The sequence below is a fragment of the Paenibacillus sp. sg306046 genome (assembly GCF_059821225.1).
On record NZ_JCAMRT010000018.1, the window covers coordinates 99,965 to 124,799 of the forward strand.

General features: G+C 58.1%; 20 protein-coding genes. 11 read left to right on the top strand and 9 right to left on the bottom strand.

All coding sequences use genetic code 11. The features are described 5' to 3' along the window. The first annotated feature begins 43 nt into the window (after positions 1-43). The 4 genes from bacA to AC6ROY_RS18365 all read left to right on the top strand — a co-directional run bounded on the left by bacA (position 44) and on the right by AC6ROY_RS18365 (position 2,468). The gene (bacA, locus tag AC6ROY_RS18350; protein ID WP_500102020.1) at positions 44-841 is read left to right on the top strand and encodes an undecaprenyl-diphosphate phosphatase; all 798 of its coding nucleotides are present in this window, start codon (positions 44-46) and stop codon (positions 839-841) included. Between the two features lie 127 nt (positions 842-968). After that, entirely contained in the window at positions 969-1,082 is a 114-nt protein-coding gene (locus AC6ROY_RS18355; RefSeq protein WP_500102021.1) for a YjcZ family sporulation protein, read from the top strand. 249 nt (positions 1,083-1,331) lie between these two features. After that, a complete protein-coding gene (locus AC6ROY_RS18360) occupies positions 1,332-1,661 on the top strand; it encodes a DUF2325 domain-containing protein (protein ID WP_500102022.1) in 330 nt (109 codons plus the stop codon). A gap of 174 nt (positions 1,662-1,835) precedes the next feature. Further along, a complete protein-coding gene (locus AC6ROY_RS18365; protein WP_500102023.1) occupies positions 1,836-2,468 on the top strand; it encodes a stalk domain-containing protein in 633 nt (210 codons plus the stop codon). Positions 2,469-2,539: 71 nt separating this feature from the next. Here AC6ROY_RS18365 and AC6ROY_RS18370 read toward each other — a convergent pair whose 3' ends face one another. Then, complete coding sequence (locus AC6ROY_RS18370; protein ID WP_500102024.1) at positions 2,540-2,635, bottom strand: YjcZ family sporulation protein; 96 nt, start codon at positions 2,633-2,635, stop codon at positions 2,540-2,542. A 213-nt stretch (positions 2,636-2,848) separates the two neighbouring features. Here AC6ROY_RS18370 and AC6ROY_RS18375 point away from each other — a divergent pair, with 213 nt between their 5' ends. Next, entirely contained in the window at positions 2,849-3,508 is a 660-nt protein-coding gene (locus tag AC6ROY_RS18375; RefSeq protein WP_500102025.1) for an HD domain-containing protein, read from the top strand. Positions 3,509-3,579: 71 nt separating this feature from the next. Here the strand turns inward: AC6ROY_RS18375 and AC6ROY_RS18380 are convergent, their stop codons facing one another. Then, entirely contained in the window at positions 3,580-5,229 is a 1,650-nt protein-coding gene (locus AC6ROY_RS18380) for a hydroxysqualene dehydroxylase (protein WP_500102026.1), read from the bottom strand. Positions 5,230-5,474: 245 nt separating this feature from the next. Here AC6ROY_RS18380 and AC6ROY_RS18385 point away from each other — a divergent pair, with 245 nt between their 5' ends. Continuing rightward, a complete protein-coding gene (locus tag AC6ROY_RS18385; protein WP_500102027.1) occupies positions 5,475-5,684 on the top strand; it encodes a hypothetical protein in 210 nt (69 codons plus the stop codon). 94 nt (positions 5,685-5,778) lie between these two features. On the opposite strand, the gene AC6ROY_RS18390 is transcribed toward AC6ROY_RS18385, so the two are convergent. Further along, complete coding sequence (locus AC6ROY_RS18390; RefSeq protein WP_500102028.1) at positions 5,779-6,279, bottom strand: hypothetical protein; 501 nt, start codon at positions 6,277-6,279, stop codon at positions 5,779-5,781. A gap of 207 nt (positions 6,280-6,486) precedes the next feature. Here AC6ROY_RS18390 and hisC point away from each other — a divergent pair, with 207 nt between their 5' ends. Beyond that, positions 6,487-7,644, top strand: a complete 1,158-nt coding sequence (hisC, locus tag AC6ROY_RS18395; protein ID WP_500102029.1) for a histidinol-phosphate transaminase — start codon at positions 6,487-6,489, stop codon at positions 7,642-7,644. 114 nt (positions 7,645-7,758) lie between these two features. On the opposite strand, the gene AC6ROY_RS18400 is transcribed toward hisC, so the two are convergent. From AC6ROY_RS18400 to AC6ROY_RS18410, 3 genes are all read right to left on the bottom strand, one after another. Next, positions 7,759-8,331, bottom strand: a complete 573-nt coding sequence (locus AC6ROY_RS18400) for a thymidine kinase (RefSeq protein WP_500102030.1) — start codon at positions 8,329-8,331, stop codon at positions 7,759-7,761. A gap of 213 nt (positions 8,332-8,544) precedes the next feature. Continuing rightward, entirely contained in the window at positions 8,545-10,644 is a 2,100-nt protein-coding gene (locus tag AC6ROY_RS18405) for a methyl-accepting chemotaxis protein (RefSeq protein ID WP_500102031.1), read from the bottom strand. A gap of 116 nt (positions 10,645-10,760) precedes the next feature. Next, a complete protein-coding gene (locus AC6ROY_RS18410; RefSeq protein ID WP_500102032.1) occupies positions 10,761-12,593 on the bottom strand; it encodes a PAS domain-containing sensor histidine kinase in 1,833 nt (610 codons plus the stop codon). Positions 12,594-12,880: 287 nt separating this feature from the next. On the opposite strand from AC6ROY_RS18410, the gene gltB reads away from it, so the two are divergent. Both gltB and AC6ROY_RS18420 read left to right on the top strand, forming a co-directional pair. Continuing rightward, complete coding sequence (gltB, locus tag AC6ROY_RS18415; RefSeq protein ID WP_500102033.1) at positions 12,881-17,488, top strand: glutamate synthase large subunit; 4,608 nt, start codon at positions 12,881-12,883, stop codon at positions 17,486-17,488. A gap of 137 nt (positions 17,489-17,625) precedes the next feature. After that, on the top strand, positions 17,626-19,110 hold the full coding sequence (locus AC6ROY_RS18420; protein ID WP_500102034.1) for a glutamate synthase subunit beta: 1,485 nt from the start codon (positions 17,626-17,628) through the stop codon (positions 19,108-19,110). Positions 19,111-19,384: 274 nt separating this feature from the next. On the opposite strand, the gene AC6ROY_RS18425 is transcribed toward AC6ROY_RS18420, so the two are convergent. Both AC6ROY_RS18425 and AC6ROY_RS18430 read right to left on the bottom strand, forming a co-directional pair. After that, positions 19,385-19,900 (bottom strand): hypothetical protein, encoded by a 516-nt coding sequence (locus AC6ROY_RS18425; RefSeq protein ID WP_500102035.1) that lies wholly within the window; start codon positions 19,898-19,900, stop codon positions 19,385-19,387. 58 nt (positions 19,901-19,958) lie between these two features. After that, positions 19,959-21,761, bottom strand: a complete 1,803-nt coding sequence (locus AC6ROY_RS18430; RefSeq protein WP_500102036.1) for an ABC transporter substrate-binding protein — start codon at positions 21,759-21,761, stop codon at positions 19,959-19,961. Between the two features lie 155 nt (positions 21,762-21,916). Here AC6ROY_RS18430 and AC6ROY_RS18435 point away from each other — a divergent pair, with 155 nt between their 5' ends. Beyond that, positions 21,917-22,357: a hypothetical protein gene (locus tag AC6ROY_RS18435; protein ID WP_500102037.1), complete on the top strand. Its 441-nt coding sequence runs from the start codon at positions 21,917-21,919 to the stop codon at positions 22,355-22,357. Continuing rightward, positions 22,329-24,011: a DUF4153 domain-containing protein gene (locus AC6ROY_RS18440; protein ID WP_500102038.1), complete on the top strand. Its 1,683-nt coding sequence runs from the start codon at positions 22,329-22,331 to the stop codon at positions 24,009-24,011. The genes AC6ROY_RS18435 and AC6ROY_RS18440 overlap by 29 nt, the downstream gene beginning before the upstream one ends. Here AC6ROY_RS18440 and AC6ROY_RS18445 read toward each other — a convergent pair. After that, on the bottom strand, positions 24,008-24,808 hold the full coding sequence (locus tag AC6ROY_RS18445; protein WP_500102039.1) for an HAD family hydrolase: 801 nt from the start codon (positions 24,806-24,808) through the stop codon (positions 24,008-24,010). The two genes, AC6ROY_RS18440 and AC6ROY_RS18445, sit on opposite strands and share 4 nt — an antisense overlap. Positions 24,809-24,835 lie beyond the last annotated feature (27 nt).

A 24,835-nucleotide genomic window follows, 5' to 3' on the forward strand; every position in this document is an offset into this window, starting at 1 on the left:
TGGCTAACACCGGATAATGAATTGAACTGGGAGTGTGAGCGTGTTGAGCGAATTATGGTCGGCTATTATTTTGGGCATTGTGGAAGGCTTGACGGAGTTTTTGCCGGTGTCTTCGACGGGGCATATGATTTTGACCGGACATCTGCTTGGATTTACGGATGACCGGGCCAAAACCTTCGAGGTTGTCGTACAGCTCGGAGCCGTGCTTGCTGTTCTGGTCCTGTACTGGCGGAGATTTGTCGGCTTCCTGAACTTCAAGGAAAGCTTCAGCAGCCGCGGTAAAATCAATCTGATTCATATGGCGCTGGCCATGCTGCCTGCAGTTGTCGGCGGGTTGGCGTTACATAGCTTGATCAAGACGTATTTGTTTGGACCGGCTACCGTGCTGATCAGCCTTGTCGTCGGGGGGATACTTATTTTAATAGCGGACAAGGCCAAGGTTCGGGTGACCGCCGAAAAGATGGACGACATTTCCTACAAGCAGGCGTTTGGGATCGGCCTTTTCCAATGCTTGGCGCTGTGGCCGGGGTTTTCGCGGTCGGGCTCCACAATTTCCGGAGGCATGCTGCTGGGCACGAGCCAGAAGGCGGCGGCGGAGTTTACGTTTCTCGTGTCGGTGCCGATCATGTTCGGGGCGACGGGACTTGACCTGTACAAAAGCCGCGATCTGCTGACTCTGGATGATTTGGGCATCTTTATCGCCGGTCTGGTCGCTGCTTTTGTCGTGGCGATGATCGCTGTAGTTACCTTTCTGAATCTGATCAAACGCTTGAGTCTGTCCTGGTTTGCCTACTACCGTTTTGTGCTGGCTGCAGTTTTCTACATCATTTTATTCCTGTAGGCAGTCGTCTGTAATTGCCTTCTTGTCGGGCTAACGTCCATACCATTCGCTACATCTGTCATATACTGAACCATGAGCGTAGGGGTTAACGTCTACAGGCTCAAGTACCGATGAGGAGTGGATAGGAATGGGAGTTGGAGGAGTAGGCTGCGGTGTCGGTTGTTCCACAAGCACAGGCGTCATTCTGGTGCTTTACATTCTGCTGGTTATTATTTTGTCTGCCGGTGTTTTCTGGGCGTAACAAACAGGCCGGAGCTGAGCCATACCGCGTATGCGGTATGGCTTTGTTGCGTTTATCCGCAACAGACTTGTCACAGGCTGCTAAGCTTTATATAATTTTGACTCGGCGAGGTTGACTTTATAGTTGAGAACGATTATCATTACATTATCAAAAAAATGAGAATCATTATCATTGATTACTGCCACTAACTGCCGGGAACGGCCTCAACATAATTGCGAGAAACACTACATACGTAAAGGAGATGTAATAATGGCTTCTATTTTAGTCGTAGGTGCGGATCATCTGGGCAATATGCCCGATCATTTGGCGGAAATTGGGTTTGACGACGTTATGCACGTATCCGGGCGTAAATGTCAGATGGTGCGTAAAGGAATTCCTGAGAAAGTCGCGGCAGTGCTGGTGCTGACCGATTATGTGAATCATAATTTGACCAAGGTGATCAAGCAGCAGGCGAAGGAGCAGGAGGTTCCGATTTATTATGCGAAGCGGTCCTGGTGTTCGGTCAAGAAGGCGCTCTGTGATTGCGCGGACACATGTGAGTGGCTGAATGCCAAGAGCGGCGCGACGGTGCGGAACTAGGCGTTCGGGAAAATTAGATAAGGCGGGCTTGGCCCGCGAAGCTGCGCAAGCTGGACGGACCTGTAGCCGGACAGCTTTTTTTGTGTTTCCCGGCAAAGCATTAGATGAACAGCCAACTTCCCTGTATAATAGAAAGGGTCACAACTCACTTCCAGATGACAGGAGGAGGACGTTATGAAAAAGTTTTGGCTGGGGCTCATGTGTGGAGCCGCGCTTGCTGCAACGTCTACGATGTATGCGGCTGACGGGGTGTGGGCGTTGTTATTTCCTGTGAAATTCCAATTCGATGGACAAGCGAGGGAGCTGGACTCCCGTTACCAGGTGCTGAATGTGGACGGGCATACGTATGTCCCGCTTCGATATATGGCTGAGCAGCTCGGAGCCGGGGCCCGCTACGATTCGGGGACGAAAACGGTGATCGTGCGGAAGGAGCCGGTCAACGGAACCGAGGCGGAGAAAAAGCTGTGGGCGGTGCAATACAGGCTGGAGCGCGGCATGAGCAGTCAGGAGGTCAAGCGGCTGTTCGGAGACCCGGATCAGGTGACTTGGGTGGACAGCTCGAATCAGCAAACGTGGAGGTTTGATTTTGCCGCAAAAGCAGGCTACCGGTTCGGAGGGGTGAATGAAGCCGATGTGAAGGGGCTGGAAAACGGGGACCTGGAGGCGCAGCTGTTCGTTCAATGGAACGCAGCGGGACAGGTGGACCGGTACGATCTCTGGTATGTGAAGACGACCGGTGGAGAGCGGCGTATTTCGACGCAAATTGTGTACCCGGACGGCTCGATCTCAGGGGCGCTTGAAGGCTGAGCTTGTAAACAGCAACCAACAGGCCAAGGCAAAGTCCTTGGCCTGTCGGGAATTGCGCAGCCGCTCACAGCTTAGATGACGAACGCACAGCTGATGATGACCAAGAGAATGAAGAGAACCAGAATGGCGCCTGTACTTGTAAAACCTCCGCAGCCTACTGCACCCATTGTTCATTCCTCCTTAGGAGTTGATGTTGTAGTTCGGCGCCCCCGCTCCGTTCGCATGCGAGGGCTGCTTTTTGTGCTGAAGCCTCAGCTCCTAACACATAATGCATTGTATGTCGCTGAAGCGTTTTGTGGATGGGCGGACGCCTTTCGCGGGGAAAATAGGCGGGGAACTCTCGCCGACAGCTATACATGACCTGACAGGAGGACTTAGAAATGAATGCAGACCATATCCGGGCCGAAGCCCGCAGCTTTGCCCGCCAGGAGCTGGGAGGCGACAGCAGCGGCCATGATTGGCAGCATACCGCGCGGGTGACGCGCACAGCGCGCGCCTTGGCGCAGCGCGAGGGCGCAAGCCTGCTGATTTGCGAGCTGGCCGCTCTGCTGCATGACGTGGCCGATGAGAAGCTGAATCCGAGCAAGGAGGCCGGGCTGCAGAAGGTGGCGGACTGGCTGGAGCAGCAGCAGGCGGAGCCGCATGTCAAGCAGCATGTGCTGGACATTATCGGGAATATGTCCTATAGCGGAGGACAAGGCGGGACGCTGCCAACGCTGGAGGGTCGGATCGTGCAGGATGCGGACCGGCTTGATGCGATTGGCGCGATCGGCATCGCCCGCACCTTTGCCTATTCCGGCTGGAAGGGCCAGCTGATCTACGATCCGGAGCTGAAGCCGCGGGAAACGATGACGAAGGAGCAATACCGGCAGGAGCGGAGCACCGCAATTAATCACTTCTATGAGAAGCTGCTCAAGCTCAAGCATCTGATGAATACGGACGCTGCCCGCGAGCTGGCGCAGGAACGGCATATGTATATGGAATCGTTTCTGACGCAGTTTTACCGGGAGCTGGAGCCGGACGCGGAGCTGGACGAATAAGGCATGGCAAGCAAAAGTCCTGCGTTTCCCTTGCCGGGGAACGCAGGACTTTTGCTTGTTGATAAGCTGTACTACCCGATGGAGGCCAGCATTTTACCGTCCCATGGCAGTCCTTTCTTGAACCTGGCTTCATCATGCAGCCTGTACAAGGACAAGAGCGGGAAGTCGTACATCGCCCAAATTTTGCAAGGCTTCGCCTTCGAGCCCGAGCGCTCGATAATCGCATTAACGGCCCGGCGGGCCGCTTCGTTGGCCCCTTCCATCGTCGCCAGGTCCGTGTTCGTCCGGACGTAGTCGGAGGCCAGGAAAAAATTCGGGATAGCCGTATACGCATTCGGCCGCAGGTTCCAGGTGTACACCTTGTTGACGAGCAGCGGCTCCAGGTTAGCGGCGACGCCATCGGGACGATCCAACTGAATGTCCTCGTCGAGGAACCACGTATGCAGGTTGTCGTCGGTCAGTACAACGGCGCCGTTCACGTTCAGGCTTTGCTTGAGCTGGGCCCATACTTCCTGTCGCACCTCCTCGCGCGAGCATGCTTTGGCAGGCTTGCCGAACAGGATGCCCGGCGTTTCCCAGTCCGAGACATCCACCGACAGCACGCCCCGCACTTGGCCGTCACCGTAGGTGCTCAGCTGGAAGCCGGGCCAGAACTGCTGCTGCGACACGCTGGTCAGCGCCCAAGGCGAATCCATATAAATCATATGGCCATGAATGATCGGCTGGTCCACTTTCAAATAAAATTGGACGCCGTTCATCCAGTCCACATCATCGGCGAGCTGGCGGATGCCTTCAAGCGACGGGTCGGCGTGGACCATGTCGTCGGTCAGAAGCTGGGCCATCACTTCGACAGGGAAGGCGGCGACGTAGTAATCCGCCTGCACCTCATAGACGCTGCCGTTTTCCGAGACGGTAGCGCCCGTAATCCAGCCGCCCTCGCACCGAATGCTTTCGACGGTTGCTTCCAGATGGTAGTCCACGCCCAAGGCTTGCAGATGGTCGAGCCAGGGCCGCAGCCAAACATCGTTGGTAGGGCCGTCCAGCAGCCGGTCTGCGCTGCCGCCTGGCGTCACCATATTCATCATGATCTGCGCTCCTACAGCGCCGACTGTCGCCGTGTTGGCTTCGCGCGCCTTGGCGGCGACAAGAATGCGGGTCATTCCGGCGAAGACACGCTGGAATGCAGGCGACTGCTCGTCCGCGTCGATGAAGGACCACCATGGAATGTTCTGGTATTGCTGCTGACGACGGTCGTCGCAGCTGGTCATCACCTGCCAGACCCGATCCACATAATGAGTGACTTCCTCCTCCGTCAGATTCAGCTTGTTGCGGAACAATGATTTGAACGCGTCACGCAGATCCAGCAGCGAATGGGGGAATTCCGTGAGGAATTCAACTGGCGGCCCGTCGATCCGGGCCAGTCCGAGACGCGTGCCCTGAACCAGATTTCCCGCGACGCCCTTGGCGTTGGTTCCGTACGGAATTCGCTCCATCGTATCAATAATATGCTTGTAAAAACGCGGGAAAAACCGAAAGCCATGCTCGCCCGGCAAATCCAGCCGCCCGTCGGTACCGCTGTCCGGCACCGGCATCGACCGGGCTTTGCCGCCCGGCAGCCGCTTCATCTCATAGACGGCAACCTCAAAGCCTCGTTCCGCCAATTCATGGGCTGCGCTCATTCCCGCTACGCCCCCGCCTAACACGATAACTTTCGCACTCATTCGATTCGCCCCTTTTCCCATATGTTGCCTAAATCAGTTATATCATGAATGGTAGGTCCTTGGTATTAAAAATTGTTGATAAAGTGTGCGTGTAGACACAGAAAAGGGTCGTCCCAGAAACAGGAAAAACGATGGATAGCCGAGACGGGGGGAAACCGGGTAAAATGTTCTTAACTCATAGGTCTGCGGCGAACAACGTTCGTCTGCAGATTAACGTCGGAATAGCCCGGAAGGAGGGGAAACGTATGCAGCTTTCCAATTGCAGCGGCTGCGGCAAGCTTCAGCTAGGCCAGCATGCCGCTTTATGCCACGATTGCTTCAAAATGCAGCTGGAACGGACACATCAGGTACGAGACTTTCTGGTGAAGCATCCGCGAGCGACCATGATCGAGGTTTGCCGCCATACCGGCTTATCCTTGCGGGCCGTTAATGAAGTCGTCATGCCGCGCGTGTAAAACGATATCGTTTTTTGCAAAGGAGCAGCTTCGTCTGACAGACGGGGGTTGCTCCTTTTTGGGTTGTCCATCGAAGGGGGAGGTCCCGCAGGGGCTAATCCTGAGGCGGCTTGCTGGCCGGGGGCGTGTCTTTGGAGCCGGAGCCGTTAAATAACGTTTCGGTCAGCGACTTGATTTTATCCATCAGCTTGCCGTAGCCAAAGCCGACCAGGAAAGAGACGCCGATCTTGGCGTAAAGGCTCTCGCTCGTCTGCAGCAGCATAATCCCGCTTTGAAACAGGACGATCGTCATAACGGCCGCGCCGGCGCATTGAATCGGCCGCAGCATGTACCACCACATCCAGCGGTCATCCAGCTGCTCGTAATACTGGTGGACGAGCCGCAGCGCATACAAGGTGCCGCCGATCGCCCCCGCCAGTGCGCAGTACACATAGAGCTCGACAGCTGCAAGCGGCACCATCAGGAAATGGGTCAATCTGCCGCTGCGCACCATTGCGCCGAGCCAGAAGCAGCCGATAAACCAAACGAGCAAGTAGCTTGTGGTAAAGACGGTAATCCAGTTTTTGGAATGTTGTACAGGAAGTTTTGAACTCATCGCCAGCAGCTCCTTTGTTTGCGCCTTTTCCAGGAACATAGAGGGATTCCTACCACACTCTATGCAACATGGAGACAGCTTGTATATGCGAACGGAGGCGTGAAGCGTAGAGTTTAAGACTAAATTTTACTTTACTAAATTAACGCATTGTAGTAATGTTGTGTTACCGTAATGAAGTTTTTGATACCTATTAAAGGAGTGCTGTATATGAACTTTCATTCCTCATCTGAAGCCGGCTCGCAGACGTCAAGCCGTCAGCAAACAGGGCCTGAACCTAGAAAAACGCTGGGCCGGATAACGCCCTATTCTCCCGGCAAGCCGATCTGGGAGCTGCAGCGAGAGCTGGGGCTGGAACGTGTCGTCAAGCTGGCATCTAATGAAAATCCGCTCGGTCCGTCTCCGCTCGCGGTGGCTGCGATGCAGGCGATGCTGCCAGACATTCACCGGTATCCGGATGCCCAGGCCGTTAGCTTGCGTGATACGCTGGCCGCCGCCCTGGAGCTGACTCCGGAGCAGCTGATTGTGACCAACGGAGGGGATGAGCTGATTACGCTGCTGTCGGAGACATTTCTGGAGCCTGGCGATGAGGTGATTGCGCCGTCTCCGACCTTCAGCGAATATGAATTCGGCGCCTTCCTGATGGATGCCCGGCTTGTATCCGTTCCGCTGGCTTCCGGCTTCCAGTATGAAGCGGACGCTCTGCTGGCGGCTGTTACCGCAAGGACCAAGCTGATCTGGCTTTGCTCGCCGAACAACCCGACGGGCACGTATATGACCCGCTCCGAGCTGGAGCGGCTGCTGCGGTCGCTGCCGCCGCAGGTGATGGTCGTCTACGACGGCGCATACGCTCATTTTGCGACCGCGGAGGATTATAGCGACGGACTGGAGTTTGTGCGGGCTGGACTGCCGCTTGTCATTCTCCAGACCTTCTCCAAGGCATACGGTCTGGCCGGGATTCGCGTCGGCTTCGGCATTGCTCCGGCGGATGTGATCAAGCGGGTCGGACTTGTGAAGGAGCCGTTTAATGTGAATGCGCTCGCTCAAGCTGCCGCTAAGGCGGCGATTCATGATCAGGCGCATCTGACGGCTTCGCGGGAGCAGAACGCCCGAGGGCGGGAGCAGCTTTACGCAGCGTTCGACCGGCTGCAGCTGCCGTACACAGTCAGCATGAGCAACTTTGTGCTGGTCGAGCTTGGCGCGGAGGCTGAGCGTCTGTATCAGGCGCTGCTGGGGCAGGGGGTTATTACCCGCTTTGGAGCAGCTTGGGGGCTGCACGGGCATATCCGTGTCTCGGTCGGAACGGAGGAGGAAAATGCTTATTTCATTGAACGCTTGACGCGTTTGCTGGAGGCGGAGCATGGCTAGATGAGGCAGAAGGAAAAGGCTGCGTGTCGCGTGGCTTGCGTTGTTCCTCGCCGCTCCCCGCCCTGCTGACAGGAGCAGGAGGGAGCGGCGAGGAACAAGCGGAATTTGTGGCCGCTACAGCTTGGGGTCAGCGTGGCATTTGCGGCAGACGGGATAATATTCGTCATTGCCGCCTATATGGATCTGTTCACCGGTGTAAACGGGTTTTCCTTGGCCGTCCACCCGCAGATTCATGGTCGCTTTGCGTTCGCAAAACCAGCAGATGGTTTTCATCTCTTCAATTTTATCGGCGTACAGCAGCATATATTTGCTGCCTTCGAACAGCTCGTTCTGAAAGTCATTTTTCAGGCCGAAGCCCATGACCGGAATCCGCAGCTCATCGACGATGGCAGCGAGCTGCAAAATTTGCCGCTTGCTGAGAAACTGCACCTCATCGACCAAAATACAGGATACTTTGCGCGGATGCCGCCGAACGGTCTCCAGCACATCCGTGTCCGTCTGAATCGGCAGCGCTTCCCGGCGCAGACCGATTCGCGAAGAGACATAGCCGACCTGATCACGGTTATCAACAGCCGAGGTAAACATCAGCACCTCTTTGTTTTGCTCCTCATAGTTATGCGCGACCTTCAAAATTTCAATGGACTTGCCGCTGTTCATTGCCCCGTAACGGAAGTAAAGCTGGGCCATCGAAGTTCACACCCCGTTTGTCAAAAGTAATAGGCTGAAAGTTGATCATTCCCGAAAAGCCGAGTTTTATCATACCACAATCCGGGGAGCAGGCATACCGACATCGGTCCTGCCTTGGTCCTATGCGAGCCGCTGCATGCGTGAAAAAGCCTGACCGTGTCTGAGCACAATCGCTCGTCGGTCAGGCTGTTCAGTTGCATATTTGAGAGGCAATTAAACTTTAAAGCGGCTGAGCTGATCAAGCAGCTCCTGCACCATCGAGCTGAGCGCAGCGGACGAGGAGGAAATTTCCTCCATCGAGGCAAGCTGCTCCTCGGACGCGGCGGCAACTCCCTGGGAATGGCCGGATGCCTCCAGCGCGATCCGGGCCAGCTCATCGACGGTGGCGGTCACTTGCTCCGTGCCCGCCGACATTTGCTCGGCCGCTGCCGACACCTCTTCGATTTGCCCCTGAACGGTTGCCATCTGCTCGGAGATGCTGGAGAAGATGTGGCCGCTGGCCGTGACCGATTCGACGCCAAGCTGTACTTCTGTGGAGCCGGAGCGGACGGCTGCTGCAGCTGTCTGCGTATCGTTCCGTATTTCCTCCAGCAGCGCCTCGACCTTGGCCGCGGCGTCCTTCGTTTGCTCGGCCAGCTTGCGTACCTCGGTTGCGACGACGGCAAATCCGCGCCCATGCTCACCCGCGCGGGCCGCTTCAATGCCGGCATTCAGCGCCAGCAAGTTTGTCTGCATGCTGATCTGCGAGATCAGCCCGATGATGGAGCCTACCTCAACTGACCGCACCTGCAGCCGCTCGATGGCAGCCTCGGACTGTCGGGAAGCGTGCTGTACCGCATCCATCTGCCGGATCGCCTGCTGAATGCGCTCGCTGCCCGTCCGCGTTTGCTGCGCCACATCCTGAATGGATTCTGTGACGTCGCTGGACGATTCGGCTACCCGGCTGACGCCAATCGCCATTTCCGTCATTGCCCGCGACGCTTCTGTCGCCTGCTGTCCTTGCTGCTCGGCGCCGAAAGCTACGGTTTGCACCGCCTCAGTAATTGTTTCCGCTGCTCGGCCTGTTTCCTCGGCGCTGGCGGCCAACTGCTCGCTTGTCGCGCCGACGGACATCGACATGTCGGAAACCATCAGCAGCGTCTGCCGCTGGGCGTCGATCATTTGGTTGAAATATCCCGCCATTTGGCCAAATTCGTCGCGGCTGAGGACCGGCATCTTCTGGGTGAAGTCGCCTGCGGCCATCACGCCCAGCATCTGATTGGCCATCTTGATGTTGCGGACAACCATCCACCGAACCAGCAAAATAATCGCTGCCGACAACAGCAGCAGGGAGATTCCGGCTGTAAGCAGCAGACTGCGCAAAGCTCGGTTGAAGGTGGATAGCACCTCGTCCATCAGCGTCACCGTCTCGACATACCAGCTTTGGCCGCTGTCTGCGAAGTCGATTTTGCTGAAATTGCGGCTGACCGGCAAGCCGTCCGGGTTGAGGGAGTAGGCTTGCAGCACCCCATTTTTGGCCGAGTTGAACAGATCTATTTTTTCCTGCCGGTCGTTGTACGAGGTATTCACTTTATTCGGCAGGCTTCCGTGGGCGATATAGGTGCCCTTGTCTGAGAAAATCGTGATATAGGTCGAGGCGTTGCCAGATTGCTTCACCTGCTCCTGCAGCTCTTCAAGCAAAAGATCGGCGCCTACAATGCCTAGAAATTGTCCGCTTTTGTCGAAAATCGGCAGAACAATCGAGGTGATCAACACGTCTTTCCCGCTGACCTTATACAAATAAGGCTCAAGGACGGCCAATTTTTTAGTTGTTTTAGGAAGCGTGTAATAGCTGTTTTCCTTGTCATAATCGGTAAGCTGCTCGACATTGATGGCGGAGCCGGAGCGGGACACATAAGGCAGAAATCGCCCGGAAGCGTCATTGTACTGATTTTTCTGAGTGTTGGCCTTGTCCTGATTGTCGTATTGGTTCGGCTCCCACAGCGTATAGAAGGCAAGCACTCCGGCTTGCTTGGACAGATGGTCCTTCAACAGGGTAACCGTTTGCTCGCGATTGGTCGTTTTCTGCTCCCGGTCGCTCAGCATGATTTCCGACAGTACGGTAAGATCTGATTGAATTTTGGCCGTTTGCAGCCCAACTTTGATGACGTAGCCTTGCCCTTGCTTCTCGGCTTCCAGCACGCCTTTGGCCAGACTGACCTCGTACAGCTGCTTCATCGAAAAGCCGATGATTGCCGCAAACACCAGAAGTGTGATGCCGCTCAGCGCAAGGTTGAGCTTTACAGACAATTTTAAGTTACGAAACCATGCCATTAGAACCAACTCCCCGTAGATTCTCTCTATTATACGACATATATCGACATGAATGCAGGGAATATGAAGGCTCTGCTGACGATATGTACAACTTAATTAAAATTTAATCAATGCGTTCAGTCCAAGGGCAGCGTGATGATGACGCGAGTTCCATGTCCGGGCTTGCTTTTGATTTCCAGCCGGCCGTTATGCTCGGTCATTATTTTGTGGCTGATCATCAAGCCGAGACCCGAGCCCGACTGCTTGGTTGTAAAAAAAGGCTCGCCGAGCCGTTCGAGCACCTCAGCGGGAATGCCGGGACCGTTGTCGGTAAAGGTCAAGGTGAGAGCGCGCGGACTGGACTGAACGGCTCGAATCTCGATGCGGCCGCCGGTGGACATCGCTTCCATTGCGTTTTTCAAAATATTGATAAACACTTGCTTGAGATGATTTTCTTCACAGTGAACGTCAGGCAGGTCGGCGTGAATATCCGTGTGAAATTCGATGCTGGTCAAATTGGCCTGCGATTCCAGCAGCGACAGCACATGGTGGAGAATAGGCGATATTGGACGTTTCTGGAAGGTGACGGCTTGAGGCTTGGCTAAGATGAGGAGTTCGTTGATGATTTGTTCAATACGGTCAAGCTCCGAGATCATAATGTCCAAATATTTCTCCTTGTATTGAGCGCCGACCTTCATAAATTGAGTAAAGCCCTTGAGCGCCGTGAGCGGATTGCGAATTTCATGGGCGACACCAGCGGCCAGTTGTCCGGCGACAGACAGCTTCTCCGAGTGGCGCAGCAGCTCCTCCGTTTTTTTGCGTTCGGTGATATCCCGGCCGACGATACAGATGCCCGTAATCTCATCGACTCCGACCACCGGTGAAATCGTCAGACTCATATCCAGAATCGTGCCGTCCTTGTGCCGGCGTTTCGTTTCAAAGCCTGAAATTTGCTTGCCCTGCATCCCTTGGCGAAACAGCAGCTCGGCTTCGATCCATAGATGCTCCGGCACCTGAGGCGGGCGCTCGCCCAGCAGCTCGTCTTCGGTGTACCCGTACGTATCGACAAAGGACCGGTTCACCCGGACAATCCGGAATTCCGTATCGAGAATCGACACATTGTCGGCGGTGTGCTCGATCATGGAGTTCAACTGCTGGCGGGTGGCGCGCAGCGTTTCGTCCTGCTCCCGGACCAGCGAAATATCCCGCATAAACAACGATAAGCCAGCCTTGGACGGGTAACATGAAACCTCGATCCATTTGTTGAACATCGGGAAGAAGTACGGGAAAAACAGCGGCGAAGCATCTTCAAACGAACGCGTGCATTGCTTGTAAAAGCCTGAGTTGATCCATTCCGGCAGCACCATATGCAGGTTATGGCCGATCAGCTCATCCCGGCGATGGGCAAGCAGCCGCTCTGCGCTCCGGTTGACATAAACGAAGACCCCGTCCCGATCGAGCATAATATACGCGTCGCTGACCATCTCCATGAGCGAGCTCATGCGGGAAAGCGCGGTTCGGGACTGCTCCTCCAGCTCCTTGCGCTCCGTGATATCCTGGGTCTGGATAAACAGGTAAGCCGGAGCTTGCCCGTCGCCGAACAAGCCGGAGGCATGCAGGCTCATCCAGATCGGCTGCTTGTCCGCCCGCAGCCAGCGCAGCTCGGCTTCGTAATGCAGCAGCTGGCCGCTCAATAGCTGGCTCAGATGGTGCATGCCGATCAGCAGGTCGCCCGGATGAAGCAGCGACTGCAGATTCATCGTCTGCAGCTCCGCAGACGAGTAGCCAAGCAGGCGGGCCAGCGAATGTCCTGCCATCACCAGGTTGCACTCCGTGTCCAGCAATAAGGCGCCTGTGTGGGAGTCTGTAAAATGTTTGATCGCAAGCTCGTTGATAATTGCTTCCGGACTGGCGTATTGATCACGCAGCAGTCGTTCGGAAAGTTGCGCAGAGCGCATCCGGTCATTCATGCCAGAGGTTCCTCCATAATCATGACTACGATATGCCAATAACATTCGTCAAATATCTACAATTCCCTGCTAGACGGCATGTGAAATGTCACAAATTTTACCTGAGAAGCCGGGAATAAGCGGATCTTCACTCCAGGGAGGAGGAAAAAAGCACGAGAAAAGGAAGGCCGACTGGCCATGTCGTCTCATTGTAAATATAAGAATGGGATGGTAATATAAAGCATATTATTGGGATAGTTCACCCGTTGGTCATCCTTACATTTAATGATGAGAGGAACACGCGACACATGAACAGAACAGGTTTCCCGGTCAAGCAAGGTTTGTATGATCCGCTACTAGAGCATGATGCCTGCGGCATCGGGTTTGTCGCCCACTTGAAGGGCGTTCCGTCCCATGAGCTTGTGAAGGCGGCGCTCACCGTCTTATGTAATCTGGACCACCGCGGAGGGCAGGGCTGCGAGACGAACACCGGCGACGGGGCGGGCGTGCTGCTGCAAATTCCTCACACCTATTTTCGCAAGCGCTGTCAGGAGGCGAGTATTTCCCTGCCATCCCCCGGACGCTACGGCGTCGGCATGCTGTATTTGCCGCGGGAGGCTGCGGCCCGCAGCGCCTGTGAGCAGCTGGTCGAAGCGGAGATCCGGCGGACCGGGCTGGAGCTGCTTGGCTGGCGAACCGTCGCGACGGACAACAGCATGCTGGGCGATTCGGCCAAAAGCTGCGAGCCCTGTATCCGGCAGGTGTTTATCGGAGCCTCGGACGAACCCTGGGACGAGCAGCAGTTTGAACGCAAGCTGTACGTGATCCGCAAGCGCGCGCAGGGACAGGCCCGCCAGCTTGCTGGCGGAGACGCTTTCTACGCCGTCAGCCTGTCGAGCCGGACAATCGTTTATAAGGGGATGCTCACCCCTGAGCAAGTGGACCGCTATTACACCGAATTGCAGGACCCCGACTTCGAATCAGCACTCGCACTCGTTCATTCCCGCTTCAGCACGAATACGTTCCCGAGCTGGGAGCGTGCCCACCCTTACCGCTACCTGATCCACAACGGCGAAATCAACACTCTGCGGGGCAATGTCAATTGGATGCATGCCAGACAGGCTGCCTGCCGCACCGAATTGTTCGGAGCCGATTATGACGCCATTCTCCCGATTATTGAAGCCGAAGGGTCCGATTCCCAGATGTTCGACAATGCGCTCGAATTTCTGCTGCTTTCCGGCCGGTCGCTGCCGCATGCGGCCATGATGATGATTCCCGAGCCATGGTCGAAGCACGCGACGATGGATGATGACCGCAAAGCGTTCTACGAATATCACAGCTGCCTGATGGAGCCGTGGGACGGCCCGGCTGCCATGGCGTTTACGGACGGCCGCTCGGTCGGAGCGGTGCTTGACCGCAACGGGCTGCGCCCGGCCCGCTATTATGTAACGCGTGACGACTGGATCGTGCTCGCTTCCGAAGCCGGCGTGCTCCCGCTTGCGCCGGAGCAAATTGTTGCCAAGCAGCGCCTTCAGCCAGGCCGCATGCTGCTGGTCGATACGGTGGAGGGCCGAATCGTGGCGGATGAGGAAATTAAGCAGCGGATTGCCAAGGAGCAGCCTTACCGCGAGTGGCTGAATGAGCATCTGGTGTCGCTCAGCGACCTGCCGGAGGCGCTGGAGCTGCCCGCGACGCCTGACGCGGAGGAGCTGCTGATCCGGCAGCAGGCGTTCGGCTATACGCTGGAGCATCTGCGCAAGGTGCTGGAGCCGATGGCGCGGACAGGCGTCGACCCGATCGGCTCGATGGGCTTCGACGCGCCGCTGGCTGTGTTATCGGAGCGGCCGCAGCTGCTGTACAGCTACTTCAAGCAATTGTTCGCCCAGGTGACGAATCCGCCGATTGACGCCAATTTCGAAGAAATCATTACCGCGCAAGGGACGACGCTGGGCCCGGAGGGCAGTCTGATTGACCCGAAGCCGGAAAGCTGCCGCCATATCCGGCTCCAGACGCCGATTATGACTGCAGCTGAGCTGGCGAAGCTGCGCCATCTTGGACGCGAGGGCTTCCGCACGGTGACGCTGCCGATCCTGTTTCCGGCGGCTGATGCAGCCAGCGGAGCAGCCGGCCTGGAGCGGGCGCTGGAGGAGCTGTTTCAGGCGGCTGATGACGCGATTGCGAGCGGGGCGACGCTGCTGATCTTGTCGGACCGCGATCTGGATCGCGGGCGTGCGGCGATCCCGGCGCTGCTGGCGGTCGCCGGCGTGCATCATCATCTGATCCGTCAAGGGACGCGGACGAAGGTCGGGCTGATCGTCGAGTCGGGCGAGCCGCGCGAGGTGCATCATTTCGCCCTGCTGCTCGGCTACGGGGCCGGGGCCATTCATCCGTATGTCGCGCTGGAATCGCTGCGCGGCATGATCCGGCAAGGGCTGCTGACACAAACGACAGTGGAGCAGGCGGAATACCAGTATATGAAGGCGGCGACCAAGGGCGTTGTGAAGGTGCTGGCCAAGATGGGCATTTCGACGATTCAATCGTACCGCGGGGCGCAAATTTTCGAGGCGGTCGGGCTGGATGCGGCGTTTGTGGAACGGTATTTCACATGGACGCATACGCCGGTGGGCGGCATCGGTCTGGAGACGGTCGCGCGTGAGGCGCTGCTGCGCCACAAGCGGGCGTTCTCGGAGCAGGCGGGGCGCGACCGGACGCTTGATACAGGCGGCGAGCTGCAATGGCGGGCTGTAGGCGAGGAGCATCTGTACAATCCGCAGACGATCCATGCGCTGCAAACCGCAGTGCGCACAAACAGCTATGCGATGTATAAGAGCTTTGTCCAGCTGATTCACCAGGAGGAGCAGGAGCGGCTGATGGCGCTGCGTTCGCTGTTGACGTTCCGTTCAGACCGGGAGCCGGTGCCGCTGGAGGAGGTCGAGCCGGTCGAATCGCTATTCAAGCGGTTCAAAACCGGGGCGATGTCGTTCGGGTCCATTTCCCGGGAAGCTCATGAGACGCTGGCGATTGCGATGAACCGGATCGGCGGCAAAAGCAATACCGGCGAAGGCGGCGAGCATCCGGACCGCTTCACGGCAGATGCGAACGGCGACCTGCGGCGCAGCGCGATCAAGCAGGTAGCGTCCGGGCGCTTCGGCGTAACCAGCCACTATCTGGTGAATGCCGATGAAATTCAGATCAAGATGGCGCAGGGCGCCAAGCCGGGCGAGGGCGGACAGCTGCCGGGCTCCAAGGTGTATCCGTGGGTTGCCGAGGTGCGCGGGGTAACGCCGGGCGTCGGTTTGATTTCGCCGCCGCCGCACCATGATATTTATTCGATTGAGGATTTGGCGGAGCTGATTCACGATCTCAAAAATGCCAATCCCCGGGCGCGCATCAGCGTGAAGCTGGTATCGGAGGTGGGCGTTGGCACGATTGCCGCAGGCGTAGCCAAAGGCAAAGCCGATGTTGTGCTGATCAGCGGCTATGATGGCGGGACCGGCGCTTCGCCGCAAACGTCGATTCGTCATGCGGGGCTGCCCTGGGAGCTGGGGCTGGCGGAGACCCACCAGACGCTGGTGTTAAACGGGCTGCGCAGCCGGATTACGGTCGAGACGGACGGCAAGCTGATGACGGGACGTGATGTTGTCATTGCCGCGCTGCTCGGAGCGGAGGAGTTCGGCTTTGCGACAACTCCGCTTATTGCGCTTGGCTGCGTGATGATGCGCGTATGTCATCTGGATACTTGCCCGGTTGGCGTGGCGACGCAAAACCCGGAGCTGCGCCAGCGGTTTGCAGGCGATCCGCAGCATGTCGTGAGCTTCATGCACTTTGTCGCCCGGCATACCCGCGAGCTGATGGCGGAGCTCGGCTTCCGCACGATCGAGGAGATGGTGGGGCATACGGAAGTGCTGGAGACGAGAGCAGCTGCGCGGCACGGAAAGGCCGGCAGCGTGGACCTGACGCCGCTGCTTTACCGGCCGCAGGTCGGCGACGCCGTCGGCACATACTGCTCGGAGCCGCAGGATCACGGCCTTGACCGCTCGCTCGATAGGACCGAGCTGCTGCCGTTGTGCGCGCCTGCGCTGGAGCGGCAAGAGCGCGTTCATGCGATGCTGTCGATTCAAAATGTAAACCGGGTGGTTGGCACGATCGTCGGCAGTGAAGTGACGCGCCGCTACGGCAAGGAGGGGCTGCCGCCGGATACGATCCGGCTGCACTTTAGCGGATCGGCCGGCCAAAGCTTCGGCGCGTTTGTGCCGCGCGGGATGACCTTATCGCTGGAGGGCGACGCGAACGATTACGTGGGCAAAGGACTGTCCGGCGGCAAGCTGTTTGTGTTTCCGCCTGAGAATTCGGTGTTCTGCGCCGAGGAGCAGATCATTATCGGCAACGTGGCGTTTTACGGCGCAACGGATGGCGAGGCATACATTCGCGGGATCGCGGGCGAACGGTTTTGTGTGCGCAATTCGGGCGTGCGGGCTGTAGTTGAAGGCGTGGGTGACCACGGCTGCGAATATATGACCGGCGGACGTGTCGTCGTGCTTGGACCGACGGGACGCAACTTTGCGGCCGGCATGTCGGGTGGCATCGCGTACGTGTTCGATGAGCAGGGCGTATTTGCCGGGCAATGCAACCGGGATATGGTACTGCTGGAGCCGGTGGAGGAAGTGTTCGAGGCCGAGGAGCTGCGCAATATGCTGCAGCGGCATGAGACGTATACGGGCAGCGCGGTCGCGCATCGGATTTTACATGATTGGGAGCAGTCGTTGTGGAAATTTGTGAAGGTCATCCCGAAGGATTACAAGCGGATGTTTGAGGCGATTGAACGGGTGAAGCGCTCCGGGCTGTCGCAGCAGGAAGCGCTGCTGGTTGCCTTTGAGGAAAACAGGCAGGACGTGTCGCGTGTCGGCGGCAACTAGCCGCCGGATGGCGGAACAGGAAGCAGCGGAACTGAAAGGTGCGGAGCCTGGAACTGAACATCCGGGAGCCAAACAAATGGAAGCAGGGTGTTCAGCTTAAATAGACGCGGATCGGGTTACAAGGGAGGAACGAAGAGATGGGGAAGCCTACCGGATTTATGGAATACGCGCGCGAGACGCCGACCGAAAGCGGCCCGCTGCTGCGCATCGCCCACTGGCAGGAGTTCGCCGAGCCGCTGGCTGAGGAGCGGCTGCGGCAGCAGGGCTCGCGCTGTATGGATTGCGGCATACCGTTCTGCCATACGGGGACGCTGATCAGCGGGATGGCCGCCGGGTGCCCGGTACACAATCTGATTCCCGAGTGGAATGATCTCGTGTACCGGGGACAGTGGCGCGAGGCGCTGGATCGGCTGCACAAGACGAATAATTTTCCCGAATTTACAGGCCGGGTATGTCCTGCTCCCTGTGAAGGCTCCTGTACCGTGGGGCTGCACGGCTCGCCGGTGACGATCAAGCACATCGAGAAGTCGATCATTGAGCGCGGCTTTGCCGAAGGCTGGGTCGTTCCCAGTCCTCCCGTGGCGCGTACAGGCAAGACGGTAGCCGTTGTCGGCTCCGGTCCGTCCGGCCTGGCGGCAGCTGCCCAGTTGAATCAGGCGGGTCACACCGTAACGGTGTATGAGCGGGCGGACCGGCCTGGCGGCCTGCTGATGTACGGCATCCCGAATATGAAGCTGGACAAACGGGTTGTCGAGCGGCGGGTGGAGCTGCTGAAGGCGGAGGGCATCCGGTTTGTGACGGGGACGGAAATCGGCAAGGACGTGCCGGCTTCGCAGCTGCAGGCCGAGCATGACGCCGTTGTATTATGCGGCGGCGCGACGCTTGGCCGGGACTTGCGGATCGAAGGGCGCGAGCTGCAGGGTGTCCATCTGGCGATGGAGTTTTTGACCAAAAATACGAAAAGCTTGCTCGATTCCGGGCATCAGGACGGGGCGTTTTTATCGGCGGCAGGCAAGCATGTTGTCGTCATCGGGGGCGGCGACACCGGAACCGACTGTGTAGGCACGTCGATCCGCCACAAGTGCGCCAGCGTCACGCAGTTCGAAATTATGCCGCAGCCTCCGGCGGTCCGGCAGCCGGGCAATCCTTGGCCGGAATGGCCCAAGGTGCTGAAGGTGGATTACGGCCAGGAGGAGGCGGCTGCTCTGCAGGGCGAGGACCCGCGCCGGTACATGATCTCGACGAAAAAGCTGGTTGGCGACGAGCAGGGCCGGGTGCAGGAGCTGCATACGGTGCGGGTGGAGTGGCAGCAGGATGGCAACGGTCGGTTTGTACCGGTTGAGGTGCCGGGCAGCGAGCAGGTCGTGCCGGCGCAGCTAGTGCTGCTGGCGATGGGCTTCGTTGGGCCGGAGCCGACCGTGCTGGAGCAGCTCGGCGTGGAGCGCGACGAGCGTGGCAACGCCAAGGCCGCATCCGGACGGTATGCGACAAACGTGGAGGGTGTTTTTGCAGCGGGCGATATGCGGCGGGGGCAAAGTCTTGTCGTGTGGGCGATTCACGAGGGCCGGGCGGCTGCCCGTGAGGTGGATCGTTATTTGATGGGTGATACCAATTTGCCATGAGGAAGCGTGGCCGTTCATAAGTGACGCGTGCGGGGGAAGTGCTTGTTTGAGGAGGCACTTCCCCCTGTGCTGTTCGAGCGGCGGCCACTCGCCGCATGGCAGAAGTCCGTCCGGTGAGTCGGCCAAGAACGGTCGGCCAAGCGCCAGATCGTACGTGGCCGTTTGGCAAACTGTCTGCGACCGTCCGAAATGCTGTCCGACACCGTCTGCAGCCGCACCTCGACGCACTCCGGGCGCTGCCCGCCCCAAGTACAAGCAGGTCCGTCCGGCTGCGCTACGCCCGGCTTTTCCGTCTGCGGACGCCTGTGCGGCAGCCGCAGATGAGCCGCGACCGAAGGGGCTGCGACAGCCGCCTGACTGGCCTGCGCGGCAGCGTGAAGGAGCGCAGCACGTTCGGCACATCGCGATTAACCATCCGCTTTAGCAATCCGATCGGGGTTCCGAAGCGGCGGTAATCGTAGTCGCCTGTTTTCGGATTTACAAATGCATACGGAAGCTCCTCCGGCAGCAGGGCGGCGAAAATTCGCCCGTCCCGGCTTCCCAGCAAGGTCAGCGGCGAGTCCGTATATCCGCGTTTCACCCACTCCGCCCGGGTCATCCGGTAAACCAAAATGGCGACGATATCGTCGTACACCTTCCCTTTATATTTGAACCGGAAATGGATCTCAGCTTCGCTGTCCGGGTCCAGCTTCCGTTTGTTGATGACGACGTACCGCCGCCACCATGACGGAAATAGCAAGGTGAAGCCGTAGGTGTCGTTGTGGTACCGCATCCGGTTTGCTTGGCTCACTGCGCTCCGCTCCTTTCGCTCGCATGCTTTTATCATGCGTATGCGGGAACAGCTTGGCTTATGGCCGAAACCAGATGTTTTTGAATTGCACCCAGTCCAGCGCATCCAGCGAAATGCCTTTTACCGACGTATGATAAATCGTTTTGAGCCGCTTCTCATAAAGGAAGCAAAGCACCCGCCGCGCCGTCAGATGCGATTCGATGCGCTGCAGCAGCTCGGTTCGCCCTGTCTGGGACGGCTCCAGCAGCATCTGATGCAGCAGCGAGCCGACGACTTGCTTGACCGACGGCTCCAGATGTCGCTGCATGCTCGTGTACAAATCAAACAACCGCAGCTCGGCATCCGTATCCAGCATCAGGGAAAAGAGCAGCAGATCGGCGTGGAGCCTCTGCTCGCTTTTGAACTGCTGCGCGGTGAGCAGCTTGACCTCGCAGGCAAAGCCAGCCTCCTGAAGCAGTGTCTGAATGAGCTGCGCGTCCTCTTCATACTGCGTAATCGTGCAGAGGCGCAGCCGCTCTCCGCGGTAGCCGGAGCTGCTGCGGACGAGCCGCCGAAATTGCTCTGCCGGGTATCGGCAAGGAATGGCTGCCGCGCCAGGGTCAGCCGCCTGACCATAGGTCAGAAAGCTGTCGGCCACGCCGACGGCGTCTCCGCCGATGCGCTCCAGCAGCTTGTCGCGGTCCAGCGCCGCCATGACCAGCCCGCGCACAGCGGGATCAAGCAGCGGACCTTGCTTGAGCAGATTGAAGGTCAGGAAGCGGCAGGTTGCTCCCTTTTGCTGAATTTGCTGCCAGTCTGCGGCCGCTTCGTCCGGCAGTCTGTAATTATGCAGCACCTGGAAGCTGCCAAGCGTCCGGTCGTAATCCTGCTGCTGCAAATTCGGAATATGCCACAGCTCCACCCGGTCCAGATGGGCCCGGCCCTGGAAGTAGGGGGCAAATGCATCCAGCACGCACATTGTTTCATCCAGATGGGCCAGCCGGAACGGGCCGGTGCCGACAGGCGCCAGCGCAAATCGGTCCTCCAGCTCTGCGCACCGGTCGGCCGGGACAATCGACGCGCGGTTCGTGCCCGCGAACTGCAAAAACAGCTCATTAGGCTCCTTCAGCTTGACCCGGACTGTAATCGGATCGACGGCTTCGAGCCGTTCAATTTGGCGATGGACCCAGCTGTACAAGGCGCCACCGGCCAGCCGTCGCAGCCGGTCGTACGAATAAGCGACATCGGCCGCCGTCAGCTCCCGGCCGTGATGGAACAAGACGCCTTTGCGCAGGTGGAAGGTCCAGGCTTTCCGGTCTGCGCTGACCTCCCACGCATGGGCCAGATGCGGCTCGATCGTTTGGGTCAGCCGGTTGTAGCGGACCAGAGGATCGAACAACTGGTGAACGAGATGCGCCTCCGTGGTGAAATGAATCGTTGCCGGATCAAGCGATTGCAGCGGCTGCGTAAGCGGAAATCGTAAAATATCGAGCCGTTTGTTGCCCTGCACCTCGCTCGTGTAGCCGAATTGCGCGCTCAGCCAGCGGTGAAACGTATCCTTGGCCGCGCTTTCCGGCGAGAAGCGGTTAAGCTGCTCCAGTGCACCGCGCAAATCCTTATGCTCGACCAACTCCTGGGCAATCGCCAGCGCGATATCTTCGGCGGGTGCGAGGAGAAATAGCGAGGACCGGTTGCCCCGGCCTCTGCGGGGCTGCCAGTCCACCCAGCCGAGCTGCTGCATGCGCGTCAGCAGCAGCTGGGTGTTGCGGTGCGTGCATTGCAGCAGCAGCGCCAGCTCACCGAGCGTGACGGTCAGCTCCTGATCCGGCGCTGCATAGGCGTAGTGCTCACGCAGCCGCATATAGTAAGCGGATAATTTCATAATGGAAGCCTCCTGACGGAGCAGCATAAAATACGAAATTCATAATTCGAAATTTACGCCTTTTATTCTTATTTTGCAAGCTACAATGAAGAGGTGGGCATTCGCCTATCGCTATCCTAATAAAGGATAAAACTACCGATTCAGGGGGGATTCGCTTGTCGATCAAACCTTTAACGTTGTCATGGGAACATCAATTGCTGCTCGAAGCCGAACAGGCGCTGCAGACGGCACCCGCCAAGGAAGACTTGGCGTACGCCGTGTGGGTGCTTGCCCGGCTCGGCTGCGGCAAGCTGCAGGGCGGGACGATCGCGGACGGACTGGTCGCGGAGCGCGGAGAGCTGCTTCGCGCATGGGCCGCGTACAGGCGGACGCCGGCAGCGTTGCTGCGCGGGCTGCGAACGCTGTCGCGGTTCGAAGCGCGGCTGGAGCTTGGCGAGCGGCTCCCGGAGCTGCCGCTGCAGATCGGCACGCTGCGGACAATGGGACGTCAGCTATTGCTGCTGCTGCGGACGCTGCATCCGCTGCGGGACCAGATGATGTCTCGTCAAGGAACGGGAGGAGAACGGTATGCCAATGTCTTTGAACTCTTCCTTTAATGAAAAGAAGCTGCTGGCGGCTTCCTTCGTCGGCGGGCTGCTGCATCATCTGCTGTTTTTCGAGAAAGGCTGGGGCGTCTCCGTTCCGCTATTTATCGTTGCGTTTTATGTCCTGCTGCAGTGGATGGCTGGAGTAGGGGTAAAAGGGCTGCGCAGCGAGCCGACCTCGGTCTGGCTGCTGCCGATTGGCTTGCTGTCGCTGACGTATGCGCTATTTACGAACCAAGTGTTTATGGTGTTGAATACGCTGGTGATTCCGGTGTTGATCGTGCTGCATACGACTGCGACTTATCGGACCGACAAGCGCTCAGGGCTGGTGGCGGCCATGCTGGAGCAGGCCATTGCGCAGACCTTGATGTACATGCCCCGGCCGGTGGCGCTGGTCATCGGCTGGGCATCCGCTGCACATGGGAAGGGCAGCTCCCGCACGATCGGGAAGGTCGCTTTGGGCGTGCTGATCGCAATGCCGCTGCTGGCGGCCGTGCTTGGGCTGCTCGCTTCGGCGGACGCGATGTTTGACCGCTCGCTGTCGAGGCTCCCGAATCTGTTCGGCAACGGCAATCTGGCAGAAGCATTCCAGCGTACCGTATGGGTGCTGCTTGTGATGACCGGCTTGTTTGCGTACATCGCCGGCTTGCTGCGGCCGAAGCCGACGACGGTTTCTGCCGGACACAAGTCTGCCAACGTAAGCGCCGGCAATCTTGGCGCATCGCCTGCCGCTGGCGGCCCCATCTCGCCATCAAAGGCTTCGGCTCACGTTCAGGCACAGGGAGCCGAATCGCCGTCGCACGCACTTTCCGGTTCGGAGAAGAAGCTGCTGTCGGCTGGCGGCCAGCTTCCCGAGCGGGACGCTGGCCCGTCCCAGCCGCATGTGCATCCGCGAACAGAGGGCTCGCCGTTTAAACTTGATGCCACTGTTACCGGCACTGTGCTTGTACTGATGAATGCGGTGTACTTGCTGTTTGCCTTCGTCCAGTTTTCCTATTTCTTCGGAGGCACGGCTGAGCTGCCGGACGACCTTACTTATGCGGCTTATGCCCGCAGAGGCTTCGCCGAGCTGGTCGTCGTCACGCTGATTAACCTGACGGTGCTGATCGGCACGCTGTATGGCGTGAAGCGGCCGTCTCCGGCGGCATGGCGCTGGCTGCGGGTGCTGCTGGCACTGCTTGTCAGCTGCACGGGCATTATGCTCAGCTCCGCATATATGCGGCTGTCGATGTACGAGGAAGCGTACGGCTATACGATTACCCGGCTGCTTGTGCATGCGTTTATGATCTTTTTACTGGTGCTGTTTGTACTGGCGCTTGTCAAGCTGTGGAAGGAAAAGCTTCCGCTTGTGCGGTGCTATCTGGTTGTAGCCGTAGCGGCGTATGTACTGATTAATTATATCGGGATTGAGGGCATGATTGTCCGCAATAATGCAGCGCGCTTCGAACGGAGCGGCGTACTGGACGCGGCTTATCTCGGTTCGCTCAGCTATGAGGCCGTGCCGGCTATTCTGGCGCTCAAGGCCAGCTACCCGCAGCTGCCGGAAGAGGCGCTGCAGCGCTACCGCGATGCTTTTGCACAACAAAGCTCCCCGTCCTGGTCCGAATTCAACTGGTCCAAGTGGAGAGCCTGGCAGGCGCTCAAAGCGGAAGCGCCCGGTGCTTAATGGTCACTGGCTGCCGCCGAGGCCGGGGATACAGGGGAAACGCCGGCCCCGCCCTTCGGCGTATTGGCTGCAGCGTAGCTGCGGATCGTTTCCGGGATCAGCTGCAGCGAAGAAAGCGTGAAGTAAGCGCCGGCCGGGCGTACGTTAACTTCAACCTGGTTGTAGGACCATTCCTGCTCGGCGGGCATAAAGATCGCATGAATCCCGCAGGTCAACGCCGGAATCATATCGGTGCGCAGCGAATTGCCGATCATCCATGTCCGCGAGCGGTCCAGCCTGTTGGCGCTTAGAATGCCCTCCAGAAATTCGGTGTTTTTATGCCGTGTAATATGAATCCGGTCGGCGAAATACCGCTCCAGCCTGGCCTCCTTCACCTTGCGCATCTGAACGGCCGGATCGCCCCCGGTGTACAAATGCAGCTCGTGGCCTTCAGCGGCCAACGCGCGCAAGGTTTCCTCCATATGCGGATAAGGCTCGATGCCATGTCCATAAACGGAGCAGCCCAGCTCCGTCAGCCGTTTGACTTCGTCAGTGCTGGCGGCTCGTCCGGTCAGATCGGAATAAAATTCGTACGTTTCCACAAAGGATTCGGGAAAATGGCTGGGCGAGAAGCCGCTGACGAGTACCCGCTGCAAATCGAGCTCCGCTTGCTTCTGCTTCACTTCCTTGATTGACAGATGGTGTCCGTGAAACCAGGTTTCCATCTGATCCGCGAATTGATCCATGACCAGCTCGAAAAATTTATTACAATAAATAAGGGTATCATCCAGATCAAAAAGAATCGTTTGCGTATGCATAGGCTTATCTCCTGTTCACTTGCGCTG